General features: G+C 31.4%; 12 protein-coding genes. All 12 read left to right on the plus strand.

Annotation, left to right across the window (positions count from 1 at the left end; all coding sequences use genetic code 11):
• Positions 1 to 69 precede the first annotated feature (69 nt).
• The 12 genes from KEC93_RS01190 (at position 70) to cimA (ending at position 12,652) form a co-directional block, all read left to right on the plus strand.
• Positions 70 to 1,671, plus strand: a complete 1,602-nt coding sequence (locus tag KEC93_RS01190; RefSeq protein WP_039772828.1) for an NAD(P)/FAD-dependent oxidoreductase — start codon at positions 70 to 72, stop codon at positions 1,669 to 1,671.
• Between the two features lie 272 nt (positions 1,672 to 1,943).
• On the plus strand, positions 1,944 to 2,852 hold the full coding sequence (gene ptb / locus KEC93_RS01195) for a phosphate butyryltransferase (protein ID WP_011967555.1): 909 nt from the start codon (positions 1,944 to 1,946) through the stop codon (positions 2,850 to 2,852).
• 144 nt (positions 2,853 to 2,996) lie between these two features.
• Positions 2,997 to 4,064 (plus strand): butyrate kinase, encoded by a 1,068-nt coding sequence (gene buk, locus KEC93_RS01200; RefSeq protein WP_039772701.1) that lies wholly within the window; start codon positions 2,997 to 2,999, stop codon positions 4,062 to 4,064.
• Between the two features lie 144 nt (positions 4,065 to 4,208).
• Positions 4,209 to 4,682, plus strand: coding sequence for an HD domain-containing protein (locus KEC93_RS01205; protein ID WP_039772699.1), 474 nt, complete (start codon positions 4,209 to 4,211; stop codon positions 4,680 to 4,682).
• 16 nt (positions 4,683 to 4,698) lie between these two features.
• Complete coding sequence (folP, locus tag KEC93_RS01210; RefSeq protein WP_039772826.1) at positions 4,699 to 5,508, plus strand: dihydropteroate synthase; 810 nt, start codon at positions 4,699 to 4,701, stop codon at positions 5,506 to 5,508.
• A gap of 12 nt (positions 5,509 to 5,520) precedes the next feature.
• Complete coding sequence (gene folK / locus KEC93_RS01215; RefSeq protein WP_039772697.1) at positions 5,521 to 6,345, plus strand: 2-amino-4-hydroxy-6-hydroxymethyldihydropteridine diphosphokinase; 825 nt, start codon at positions 5,521 to 5,523, stop codon at positions 6,343 to 6,345.
• A gap of 38 nt (positions 6,346 to 6,383) precedes the next feature.
• The gene (locus KEC93_RS01220; RefSeq protein WP_039772695.1) at positions 6,384 to 7,220 is read left to right on the plus strand and encodes an AIM24 family protein; all 837 of its coding nucleotides are present in this window, start codon (positions 6,384 to 6,386) and stop codon (positions 7,218 to 7,220) included.
• A gap of 199 nt (positions 7,221 to 7,419) precedes the next feature.
• Positions 7,420 to 7,728 carry a YerC/YecD family TrpR-related protein gene (locus KEC93_RS01225; protein ID WP_039772824.1) on the plus strand — a complete coding sequence of 103 codons (309 nt, stop codon included), beginning with the start codon at positions 7,420 to 7,422 and terminating at the stop codon, positions 7,726 to 7,728.
• Between the two features lie 215 nt (positions 7,729 to 7,943).
• A complete protein-coding gene (gene glmM, locus KEC93_RS01230; RefSeq protein WP_017209671.1) occupies positions 7,944 to 9,290 on the plus strand; it encodes a phosphoglucosamine mutase in 1,347 nt (448 codons plus the stop codon).
• A 226-nt stretch (positions 9,291 to 9,516) separates the two neighbouring features.
• Complete coding sequence (locus KEC93_RS01235; protein ID WP_039772693.1) at positions 9,517 to 9,942, plus strand: hypothetical protein; 426 nt, start codon at positions 9,517 to 9,519, stop codon at positions 9,940 to 9,942.
• Between the two features lie 539 nt (positions 9,943 to 10,481).
• Positions 10,482 to 10,991 carry an acetolactate synthase small subunit gene (ilvN, locus tag KEC93_RS01240; protein WP_011967564.1) on the plus strand — a complete coding sequence of 170 codons (510 nt, stop codon included), beginning with the start codon at positions 10,482 to 10,484 and terminating at the stop codon, positions 10,989 to 10,991.
• A 65-nt stretch (positions 10,992 to 11,056) separates the two neighbouring features.
• A complete protein-coding gene (gene cimA / locus KEC93_RS01245; RefSeq protein ID WP_011967565.1) occupies positions 11,057 to 12,652 on the plus strand; it encodes a citramalate synthase in 1,596 nt (531 codons plus the stop codon).
• Positions 12,653 to 12,655 lie beyond the last annotated feature (3 nt).

Consider the following 12,655-nt stretch of genomic DNA (forward strand, 5'->3'; position numbering starts at 1 on the left):
AAATATGAAGTTTGATTGAATAGATATATAATTATAGATTGCTTGTTGAAAGGATATGGTGATAAGTCTGTGGCTATAAGAATAAATAATATAAATCTGAGTTTAGACGATGATTTAAATGTTTTAGAGAAAAAAATATGTAAAAAGCTTAATATATCAAAAGAAGATATTAGTAGGTTAGATATAATCAAGAGAAGTATAGATGCAAGAAAAAAGAATGATATAAAGGTAAGCTTTAGCGTTAATTTATTTTGTAAAAAAGAGAAAATGTTACTATCAAGAATACATGATAAGGATATAAGTTTTGAAGAAATTAGAGAAATTGAGTCAATAAAAAGTGGTACCGAAGAAATTAAAGCGAGACCAGTAGTTGTAGGATTTGGGCCAGCAGGAATTTTTGCAGCATTAACATTAGCAAGGTATGGATATAAACCAATTGTGTATGAACGTGGGGAAGATGTAGATAAAAGAACTGAAACTGTGGAAAAGTTTTGGAAGGATGGACGTCTTAATTTAGAATCAAATGTTCAATTTGGAGAAGGAGGAGCAGGTGCATTTTCTGATGGAAAATTAACTACAAGAATTAAAGATCACAGATGCTCATTCGTTCTTGATGAACTAATAAAGGCAGGAGCACCGACAGAAATTAAATATGAGAGCAAAGCTCATGTTGGAACAGATCTTTTAAAAGGTGTGGTTAAGAATATCAGAGAAGAAATAAAGAGACTTGGAGGAGAGGTTAACTTTAATTCTAAGTTAGAGAAAATAACATATAAAGATGGAAAGTTAGAGAACATAGTTGTCAATGGAAAGAATATTACATGTGAGGCTTTAGTGCTAGCTATAGGACATAGTTCAAGAGATACATATGAAATGTTATATAGAGAAAATGTATCAATGGATGCAAAGGCATTTGCAATAGGGGTAAGGATTGAACATCCACAAGAATTAATAAATGTTAACCAATATGGCAACAATCATAATCATCCTAAATTACATGCGGCAGATTATAGACTTACATATCAAAGTGAAAAGCTAAAAAGAGGTGTATATTCATTTTGCATGTGCCCTGGTGGAGTAGTGGTTGCGGCAGCATCAGAAGAAGGAAGACTTGTGTCTAATGGTATGAGTTATCACGCAAGGGATTTAGATAATGCGAATTCAGCACTAGTGGTGACTGTCTCTCCAGAAGACTTTGAAGGAAGTTCACCTCTTAAAGGAATGGAATTCCAAAGGCATTATGAAAGTTTAGCATTTAAGCTAGGTGGTGGAAAGTATAAAGCACCTGTTCAATTAGTAGGAGATTTCATGAAAGATAGAGTGTCAACTAAGTTGGGTGCGGTCATCCCGAGTTATACTGCAGGGTATGAATTTAGGAAATTAAAAGAATGTCTACCTGATTATGTTGTAGAGGCTCTTAAAGAAGGAATCATAAATTTTGATAAAAAGATAAAAGGGTATGCAAGAGAAGATGCAATTTTAACTGGAATAGAGACAAGAACATCAGCACCAGTTAGATTGAATAGAAATGCTTCACTTGAAAGTATAAATGTATGCGGACTTTATCCAACTGGAGAAGGAGCAGGATTTGCAGGTGGTATAATATCAGCGGCTGTCGATGGGATAAGGGTTGCCGAACATATAATTGAAAAATTCGATTTACCAAAATAAGATTATAAGTAACATGAATGGAATTAGTATAATCTTTTCAGAAGATGAGGAAGATATATTATATTACGTTCATGTTGTGAAATCTTATAAAAATGAATATATAAAATTAATAATATAATAAAAATAATATTCTGAAAATTCAACATTTCCAATATTTTTTTGTTACAATAAGGTATAAAGAAATATTCATGGCATTGATTGATATAAATTTAACAAACAACTAAATTAATTATATATAAAAGTTAAAAATTATTAAAGTAGAGGTGCAAAAAATGAGTAAAAACTTTGATGAGTTATTATCAAGATTAAAGGAAGTTCCAACAAAAAAAGTGGCTGTAGCCGTAGCACAAGATGAACCAGTATTAGAGGCTATAAAAGAAGCTACAGAAAATAACATCGCACAAGCAATATTGGTTGGTGATAAACAACAAATCCATGAAATCGCAAAGAAAATAAACTTGGACTTATCTGATTATGAAATAATGGATATTAAAGATCCAAAGAAAGCAACGTTAGAAGCAGTAAAATTAGTTTCTAGTGGTCATGCAGATATGTTAATGAAAGGTCTAGTTGATACTGCAACATTCCTAAGAAGCGTATTAAACAAAGAGGTTGGTCTTAGAACAGGAAAATTAATGTCCCATGTAGCTGTGTTTGATGTGGAAGGTTGGGATAGACTATTATTTTTAACTGATGCAGCATTTAATACATATCCAGAATTTAAGGATAAAGTTGGAATGATAAATAATGCAGTTGTAGTTGCTCATGCATGTGGAATAGATGTTCCAAGAGTAGCACCTATATGCCCAGTTGAAGTTGTAAATACAAGTATGCAATCAACAGTTGATGCAGCATTGTTAGCTAAAATGAGTGACAGGGGGCAAATTAAAGGATGCGTAATTGATGGACCTTTTGCCTTAGATAATGCAATATCAGAAGAAGCAGCTCATCATAAAGGTGTTACAGGATCAGTAGCAGGTAAAGCTGATATATTATTATTACCAAATATAGAAGCAGCAAATGTAATGTATAAGACATTAACATATTTCTCGAAATCAAGAAATGGTGGACTTTTAGTAGGTACATCAGCACCAGTAATTTTAACTTCAAGAGCAGATTCGTTCGAAACTAAAGTTAATTCAATTGCTCTTGCAGCATTAGTTGCAGCAAGAAATAAGTAATAAATCAATCCATAATAATTAATGCATAATTAATGGAGAGATTTATATGGAATTTGCAATGCACTTTTAGATTCTATAATAATTTCTTCCGAAAATTATGCATTATGACTGTATAGAATGCATTAAATTTAAGGGGGATTCAGAATGTCATATAAGCTATTAATAATCAATCCAGGTTCAACATCAACAAAGATTGGTGTTTACGAAGGAGAAAAGGAACTATTTGAAGAAACTTTAAGACACACAAATGAAGAAATAAAGAGATATGATACAATATATGATCAATTCGAATTTAGAAAAGAAGTTATATTAAATGTTCTTAAAGAAAAGAATTTTGATATAAAGACTTTAAGTGCTATTGTTGGTAGAGGTGGAATGCTTAGACCAGTTGAAGGGGGAACATATGCAGTAAATGATGCAATGGTTGAAGATTTAAAAGTTGGAGTTCAAGGACCTCACGCTTCTAACCTTGGCGGAATAATTGCTAAGTCAATTGGAGATGAATTAAATATTCCATCATTTATAGTAGATCCAGTTGTTACAGATGAGTTAGCGGATGTAGCAAGACTATCTGGAGTACCAGAATTACCAAGAAAAAGTAAATTCCATGCTTTAAATCAAAAAGCAGTAGCTAAAAGATATGGAAAAGAAAGTGGACAAGGATATGAAAACCTAAATCTTGTAGTTGTACATATGGGTGGAGGCGTTTCGGTTGGTGCTCACAATCATGGGAAAGTTGTCGATGTAAATAATGCATTAGATGGAGATGGCCCATTCTCACCAGAAAGAGCTGGATCAGTTCCAATTGGTGATTTAGTTAAAATGTGTTTTAGTGGAAAATATAGTGAAGCAGAAGTATATGGCAAGGTTGTAGGAAAAGGTGGATTTGTTGGTTATCTAAATACAAATGATGTAAAAGGTGTTATTGATAAGATGGAAGAAGGAGATAAAGAATGTGAATCAATATACAAAGCATTTGTTTATCAAATTTCAAAAGCAATCGGAGAAATGTCAGTTGTATTAGAAGGTAAAGTTGATCAAATTATTTTTACCGGAGGAATTGCATACTCACCAACACTTGTTCCAGACCTTAAAGCAAAAGTTGAATGGATAGCCCCAGTTACAGTTTATCCTGGAGAAGATGAATTACTTGCTCTAGCTCAAGGTGCTATAAGAGTACTTGATGGAGAAGAACAAGCTAAGGTTTACTAGACGTAAAGATGCACCTAGAGATATTTTCTAGGTGTATTTTTTTACATAAAATTCGCATATGTATATCGCTAAACTGTGACCAAATGATATAATAAAATAATCGTAATGATATTTAGTAAAGAATAAGTTTAATTGGGGTATGATATGGATAGATTTAATTGTATTTTGAATGACACAGAATATATATATTATCTAAAAAGAAATAAAAAGTTTGAAAAAGATAGAAAGTTCTGCAAGCATAATTTAAAGCACTTTTTAGATGTAGCACGAATAGCACAATTAATAAATATTGAAGAAAGTTTAGGATTTAACAAAGAAATCATATATACGACTGCAATTCTCCATGATATAGGAAAGTCGCTTCAGTATGAAACTGGAACACCTCATGAAATAGCATCATGGGAGATTTCAAAAGAAATTTTACATAATTACAGATATAATGAGGAAGAAATTGAAATTATAAGACAAGGAATACTAGGCCATAGAGATAAAAAAAGTGAAAACTTTGCACAGCTCATGTATAGAGCAGATAAACTCTCACGGCTATGTATTAGCTGTAAGTCTATTGATGAATGTAATTGGGGAGATGAAAAGAAAAATTTTAAAATATATTATTAGAAGGAGCTATAAGTTAATGAAAATAGGAAGTAAGGAATTTAATATAGGGGAAAAAACATATATTATGGGAATATTAAATTTTACTCCAGATTCTTTCTCAGATGGAGGAAAATTTAATGACATCGATGTTGCTGTAAAACATGTGAAAGAAATGATAGATGATGGAGCTGACATAATAGATGTAGGAGGGGAATCTACAAGGCCGGGATATAAGTTAGTAAGTGAAGAAGAAGAAATTTCAAGAGTTGTACCTATAATAAAAGCTATAAAAGAAAATTTTGATATATCAGTATCAATAGATACATATAAAGCTAAAGTTGCAGAGCAGGCAATACAAGCTGGTGCTGACCTTATTAATGATATATGGGGATTTAAAAAAGATAAAGATATGGCAAAAGTTGCGGCAAAATATAATGTACCTTGTTGTCTAATGCATAATAGAGATAATACAGATTATAAAAATTTAGTGGAAGATATATTAAATGATCTGAAAGAATGTATTAATATTGCTAAGGATGCTGGAGTAAAAGATGAAAATATAATATTAGATCCAGGTATAGGTTTCGGAAAGACCTATGAACAAAATTTAGAAACTATGAATAACTTAGAAAGAATCAAGGACTTGGGATATCCGATATTACTTGGCACTTCCAGAAAGTCTATGATAGGGTTAGCTCTTAATTTACCTGTAGAGGAAAGAATAGAGGGGACAGTTGCAACAACAGTTATTGGAATAATGAAAGATGCTTGCGATTTTGTAAGAGTTCATGATGTGCTTGAAAATTCAAGAGCAGCAAAGATGACTGATGCAATCGTAAGAAGATAGGATGGATGAGTTTTGGATAAGATGTATATAAGAGAGCTAGAGTTATTTGGATTTCATGGAGTTTTCGAAGAGGAAAAAAGATTAGGTCAAAAGTTCATTTTATCTTTTGAGCTAGACATAGATTTGAAATTAGCAGGAAAAACTGGAGATTTAACTAAAACAGTTCATTATGGTGAATTGTGTGAAAAAATTGAAGATGAATTTAAAAGAAAGAACTATGAGCTTATAGAAACAGCAACTTTAAATTTAGCTGACTTTATTCTTAACGAATATAAGATAATAGAAGGTGTTAAGGTGTTTTTAAAAAAGCCTTGGGCACCTATAAAAAAACATTTAGATACTGTAGAAATAATGATTGAAAGAAGAAGGCACAAAGCATATATAAGTTTAGGATCTAATATTGGGAATAAAGAACAGTATTTAGAGGACGCAATAAATAAAATATCTGCAGAAAAAAATATTGAAATAATAAGAAAGTCATCGTTTATTAAAACAAAACCATGGGGATACTTAGAACAGGAAGATTTTTTAAATGGTGTTGTTGAAATAGAAACTATATTAGAAGCAGAGGAACTTATGGATGTATTACTTGGCATTGAAACAGATCTAGATAGAAAGAGGACTATAAAATGGGGACCTAGAACTATTGATCTGGATATTATTATATATGATTCAGTGGTTTCTTCAAATGAAAAGGTGATTCTCCCACACCCAAGAATGCATGAGAGAGAGTTTGTATTAAAACCATTAAGTGAAATAGCACCATATCTTATGCATCCTGTGCTCAATAAGAGAGTATTCACTCTTTTAGAGGAGTTAGAGAAAAGGGGAAATTAAAAACATTAAACAGCTTATTATAAGGTAGGGGTAATTTTATGAGAAGTTCACTAAAGTTTACTAACAAATTAAATATGTTATCTGAAATGGAATGTGAATCAAGGTTCCAAATCCTAGAATACGAGAATTTAGATGGAGCGACTGATGTTCAAACTGCTTTGGGACTTAACATAATGAAAAAGAGTGGGATAAAATTAAAACAAGTGAGAATATTGCTAGAAGATAGTTCGGTAACACTTGAGCCAGGTTCTTTGAGCTATATGAAAGGGAAGATTCAAATAACAAATAAATCAGGTGGGTTGTTGGGACTTGGCAAAAAGATAATATCAAGTAAACTAATAGGGGAAAGTATATTTAGGCCTACTTATAGTGGGACTGGGGAAATATTTTTAGAGCCTTCTTTTGGTCATTTTGCATTAATAGAATTAGAGGATGATGAAATAGTTGTGGGAGATAATATGTTTTATGCATGTGAAGAAGGTATAGAAATTGATGCAACAATACAAAAAAATGTATCATCAGCTTTTCTAGGGAATGAGGGGCTGTATCAAACTAGGATAGAAGGTAGCGGAATAGTTGTTCTTAAGGTCCCAGTTCCAGAAAGTGAAATATTTAAATGTATATTAATTAACGATACTTTAAAGGTGGATGGAAACTTTGCTATATTAAGGACGGGAAACATTGAATTCTCAGTGGAGAAATCATCTAAATCAATTATAGGAACTGCAGTTAGTGGAGAAGGTATGGTTAATGTATATAGAGGCACCGGAGAAGTTTGGCTAGTACCTACAAAAAGCATATACAAGGATTTAAATATTAAAGGATTGGACGCGATAAGTGGTATAAACGCAGAAAGTAATGTTGAAGATCTATAATTAGAATATATCAATATATTATTATAAATTTAATTAAAGAAGAAGTGTATTATAAATTTTATTTTGTAATAAGCTTCTTTTTTTGTTTTACGGATTTTATATAATCCATATTAATATATGCTTTGATATATTAAAGTTGTAAAGTAAGCTTTAGATGGTTATAATTAAAGAGAAAATAAGTATTACAAGAGGTGATAAAGTGAGTTCTTTAGAGTCAAAGCTAAAAAGTAAAGAATTAGATTTATTTTTTAAATCAATTTTAGAACTTAAAAATATAGATGAATGCTATAAATTCTTTGAAGATGTAGCGACAATAAATGAAGTTAAATCATTAGCACAAAGATTACATGTAGCAAAGCTGCTTAAATGTAAAAAGACTTACTCAGAAATAGCTGAAATAACTGGAGCGAGCACTGCAACGATTAGTAGAGTTAATAGATGTTTGAACTATGGCAGTGATGGATATAATTTAGTTTTAGAAAGATTAAAAGATGAAAATATAGACTAAATAGACGCTGATTCTAAAAATATTATTCTTATGTGTAATTGATTGTAAAATAGTAATATTATAACAGAAAGAGAAGATTGTAAATACGTGTTAAAAATATTATACTATTTAAGGTAGGCACTGAAGAAATTACAAATAATATTATCCATTGTAAGTGATTAAGTATATTATAGTAATTGAGTGACTATAACAGAATAAAAAAGTGAGGTAAAATTATGGGTAGAATGTTTGGAACTGATGGAGTTAGAGGAGTTGCAAATACAGAATTAACAGCAAGAATTGCGTATGATCTTGGAAGAGCAGGAGCATATGTATTAACAGAAGGAGCTCATAAGCCTAAAATATTAGTGGCAAAAGATACAAGAATATCAGGAGATATGTTAGAATCAGCATTAATAGCAGGAATATTATCAGTTGGAGCTGAAGCAATAGTGCTTGGAGTAGTACCTACACCAGCTGTTGCATACTTAACAAGGAAATATGGAGCAGATGCGGGTGTTATGATTTCTGCATCACATAATCCAGTAGAATATAATGGGATTAAGTTCTTTAACGATAAAGGATACAAGCTTTCGGATGAATTGGAAGATGAGATTCAAAGAGTCATTGAAAGTGATTTTGAAGGAGTTCCAAGTCCAACAGGCACAGATTTGGGTAGAGAGACAATTGAAGTGTCAGCATTAGATGATTATATAGAATTTGCTAAAAACACTATACCTTATAGCTTGAAGGGATTAAAGATAGCATTAGATTGTGCCAATGGAGCTGCATATAAATCATCAGTAAAAGCGTTTAGAGAACTAGGCGCTGATGTATTTGTAATTAATGACAATCCAGACGGAACAAACATAAATGAAAATTGTGGATCTACACATCCAGAAGAATTAATGGAATATGTAATTAAAAAGAAATGCGATTTGGGTTTTGCTTTTGATGGAGATGCAGATAGATGTTTAGCTGTTGATGAAAAAGGTAATTTAATAAATGGTGATTTTATATTAATGTTATGTGCAAAATATTTAAAAGAACTTGGTAAGTTAAAAGATGATACATTAGTTGTAACTGTAATGAGTAATCTTGGATTAGATATTGCATGCAAAAATGAAAAAATAAACATTGTTAAGACTGCTGTTGGAGATAGATATGTTTTAGAAGAAATGGTTAAAAACAAATATGTCTTAGGTGGAGAACAATCAGGTCATGTTATATTCTTAGATTATAATTCGACTGGAGATGGATTAGTAACAGCGCTTCAAATTGCAGGGATAGTTAAGAAAAAGGAAAAAGCATTATCTGAATTATGTTCAATAATGAAGGAATTACCACAAGTTTTAGCTAATGCAACAATACCAAACGATAAAAAAGATTTATATTTGACAGATGATGAAATACAAAACGAAATAAGAAAAATAGAAGCAGCTTTAAATGGTGTTGGAAGAGTACTTATAAGACCCTCTGGAACTGAACCGCTAGTAAGAGTAATGCTTGAAGGAGAAAATCAAGCTGAGATAGATGAAATGGCTCATAATTTAGCAAACTTAATCGAGAAGAAATATAATTAATTAAATAAAGTATATATAATTTTGTTAAGAGGAACTCTATTAAATGAGTTCCTTTTTATTTATTTACCCAAAATAAATAAAACTAATTTTAAATTACTATAAGTTTATAAAGTTGCTTGAAAATTTGTCTTTTTACATATAATTTTTTATGAATAACAAATGAACAATAAGGGGATAAATAGATTAATACATAAAATAATAATACGTTGATAAAGGAGGCATTTATATGGACAAAGAACCTTATAATGAATATCTAGTAGTGATGCCAACCGGTAATTGCAAGGGATTTAATGATATAGAAGGAGTAAAAGCATATATTAATATGTATTATGAATTGCGTCTTGATGATGTTTTTCATAAGGATGGTTATAATGATGCTACTGAAATAGGTGGAGATGAATATAGGTACAACGTATTTACGCAGTTAGGTGCCGAAGAGGGAGCAAAATGCGAAATATATAAAACAGTGTCATTCATTGAAGAAATTAATAAAGAGTTAGTTTTTGAAGATGAGAAGGAAGAGATAATTTCAAAGTTATGTGAAGCAAAAATAAATTTTAACATATATGATTATAGTTTAGATGCAGTTTTAGCAAACATTCAAGAAGTTGAATATATGGATGATTATGGAACAAAGATTAGCAGGATGTAGTACTCTAAATTAAAAAAACAATAAAAGTGACCTTATTTAAATTGTTAATTTAAGCTACTATAAAAATTAATACAATTAAATTAAGCCTTTGTGTATTGACAAATAGTTAAAAAAACATATAAAAAAATGATAAATAGTTAATTTTCATATATTGTAAATATATAAAAAAATGATAATGAAAAATATATAATTAAAATGTTGACAACAATAAAAACCGAGAGTACAATTTAGTCTAACAGGAAAATCAAATAGGTCCTTAAGCTATAAAATGCTGAGATGGAGAAAATTATTTAGTAGATAAGTTGCAGAGAGTCGATGGCTGGTGAGAATCGATACTTTAGCTCTATAATTATCACTCCTGAGCAGAATCCAGAAAGAGGAATAACGTTCCTTGAGTAAAAGATATCCGGTGTGCATCCGTTATATGCAAGGGTTTGTTAGAACCTAGTGATATTATGTAAGGCGGAATATTATCCCACTTCTTATGATTTATATCATTAAGGGTGGATTTTTTTAACCATTTTTAAGGGGGGAAGGCAATGGAGAAGCATGTATTATCTGTCTTAGTAAAGAATTCATCTGGTGTTTTGAGTAGAGTCAGTGGATTGTTTTCAAGAAGAGGATACAATATCGATAGTTTAACTGTTGGTAGAACTGAAGATCCTTCAATTTCGAGAATGACAATTACACTTATGGGAGACGAGAATGTATTAGAACAGGTTAAGAAGCAGCTAAATAAATTAGAAGATGTTATAAGGGTTATAAACTTTAAAGCTGATGACTCTGTTTATAGGGAATTGGTGCTAATTAAGGTAAAGGCAAGTGCAGAAAACAGAGCCGCAATAAATGAAACTGTAAATATTTTTAGAAGCAAGATAATTGACCTGTCTACAGACACTTTAACGATAGAATTAACTGGGGATGAAAATAAAATATCAGCATTAATAAACCTGATGGAGGAGTATGGAATAGAAGAATTGGTTAGAACAGGTGTGACAGCACTACAAAGAGGGGAAAAAACTATAAGAAATTCCATTGAATCTTATTAATGTACATTAAATAAAGATAATCTAAAAGCAATAAGGCAATAAAATGAAAAGGGGGATAATCATATATGGCTCAGAATCAGGTGAAAATATTTGATTCGACTCTAAGAGATGGAGCCCAAGGTCAAGGAATTTCATTTTCATTAGAAGATAAAATTAAAATAGTAAAAGTTTTGGATGAGATGAAAGTTGATTACATTGAAGCTGGTAATCCAGGATCAAATCCAAAAGATATGGAATTCTTTAAAAGGCTTAAGGATGTGGAACTTAAGAACGCAAAGGTCGTAGCATTTGGATCTACACGAAGACCTAAAATTAACGTAGAAGATGACAAAAATCTAAAAGACTTACTGTCATCAGGGGCAGACACAATTGTCGTATTTGGGAAGTCATGGGACTTTCAAGTAACAGATATTATAAAAACTTCTTTAAGTGAGAATGTAAATATGATAAAAGACACAATTGAGTATTTGTGTGTTAAGGGGAAAGAAGTAATATTTGATGCAGAACATTTTTATGATGGATATAAAGCCAACAAAGAGTATGCGATGGCAACTTTAAAGGCAGCAGAAGAAGCAGGGGCAAAAGTAGTTGTACTATGTGACACTAACGGAGGGGCTTTACCTCAAGAGATATATAGTATAACTAAAACCATAAAAGAAACAGTGAAGGTTGAGCTTGGAATTCATAGTCATGACGATATGGGGATGGCAGTTGCAAATTCGATCATGGCAGTGGAGGCAGGAGCGAGTCAGATTCAAGGAACTTTTATTGGAATAGGAGAAAGATGCGGGAATGCTAATTTAAGCACAATAATACCTACATTAAAACTAAAGCTTGGATATAAAGTTTTAAATGATAACGAGCTAGTAAATCTAACAAAAACATCTAGGTATATTGCTGAAATTTGTAATATCACTTTATCAGATGAAGATCCATTTGTAGGAAATTCAGCGTTTGCTCATAAAGGCGGAATGCATATAGATGCAGTAACTAAATCACCAAAGTCATATGAACATATAGAGCCAGAATTGGTAGGGAATAAGAGGCGCTTTTTAGTATCTGAGGTAAGTGGCAAAAGTACAATTTTACAGGAAATACAAAAGATATTTCCTAATATATCTAAGGATGATAAATCAGTTCAAAAGATTACAGATAGATTGAAAGAACTAGAATATGATGGGTATCAGTTTGAAGGAGCAGAAGGAACAGTTGAATTAGTTATAAGAAAAATTATTGGAAAGTACAAACCGTTCTTTAAATTGAATCATTTTAAGATCATTGGTGAACAACCCTATGGATCAGAGGAGTTCTCATCAACAGCAGTAATAAACATTACAGTTGATGGACAAAATGAGATGACAGCAGCAGAAGGCGAAGGACCAGTGAATGCTTTAGATAAGGCTATTAGGAAAGCACTAGAAGTTTTTTATCCAGAATTAAAACAGGCAAGATTAGTGGATTATAAAGTTAGAGTTTTGGATTCAGAAAGTGCAACTGAGGCAAAGGTAAGAGTATTAATTGAATCAACAGATGGGATTGAAAGTTGGAGTACTGTTGGGGTATCTCGGGATGTAATTCAAGCTAGTTGGATAGCTCTAGTAGATTCAATAGAATATAAATTAATAAAAGATATTGAAAGAAAAGTAAAAGCATATTTTTAAGGG

Source organism: Clostridium beijerinckii (genome assembly GCF_018223745.1).
GTDB classification, from domain to species: domain Bacteria; phylum Bacillota; class Clostridia; order Clostridiales; family Clostridiaceae; genus Clostridium; species Clostridium beijerinckii.

Excerpts from the sequence above, each read along its gene's own strand:
- KEC93_RS01220 (WP_039772695.1), top strand. The coding sequence starts at position 6,384 with ATGAGAAGTTCACTAAAGTTTACTAACAAATTAAATATGTTATCTGAA.
- KEC93_RS01205 (WP_039772699.1), top strand. The coding sequence starts at position 4,209 with ATGGATAGATTTAATTGTATTTTGAATGACACAGAATATATATATTAT.
- ptb (WP_011967555.1), top strand. The coding sequence starts at position 1,944 with ATGAGTAAAAACTTTGATGAGTTATTATCAAGATTAAAGGAAGTTCCA.
- buk (WP_039772701.1), top strand. The coding sequence starts at position 2,997 with ATGTCATATAAGCTATTAATAATCAATCCAGGTTCAACATCAACAAAG.
- glmM (WP_017209671.1), top strand. The coding sequence starts at position 7,944 with ATGGGTAGAATGTTTGGAACTGATGGAGTTAGAGGAGTTGCAAATACA.
- KEC93_RS01235 (WP_039772693.1), top strand. The coding sequence starts at position 9,517 with ATGGACAAAGAACCTTATAATGAATATCTAGTAGTGATGCCAACCGGT.
- cimA (WP_011967565.1), top strand. The coding sequence starts at position 11,057 with ATGGCTCAGAATCAGGTGAAAATATTTGATTCGACTCTAAGAGATGGA.
- folP (WP_039772826.1), top strand. The coding sequence starts at position 4,699 with ATGAAAATAGGAAGTAAGGAATTTAATATAGGGGAAAAAACATATATT.
- ilvN (WP_011967564.1), top strand. The coding sequence starts at position 10,482 with ATGGAGAAGCATGTATTATCTGTCTTAGTAAAGAATTCATCTGGTGTT.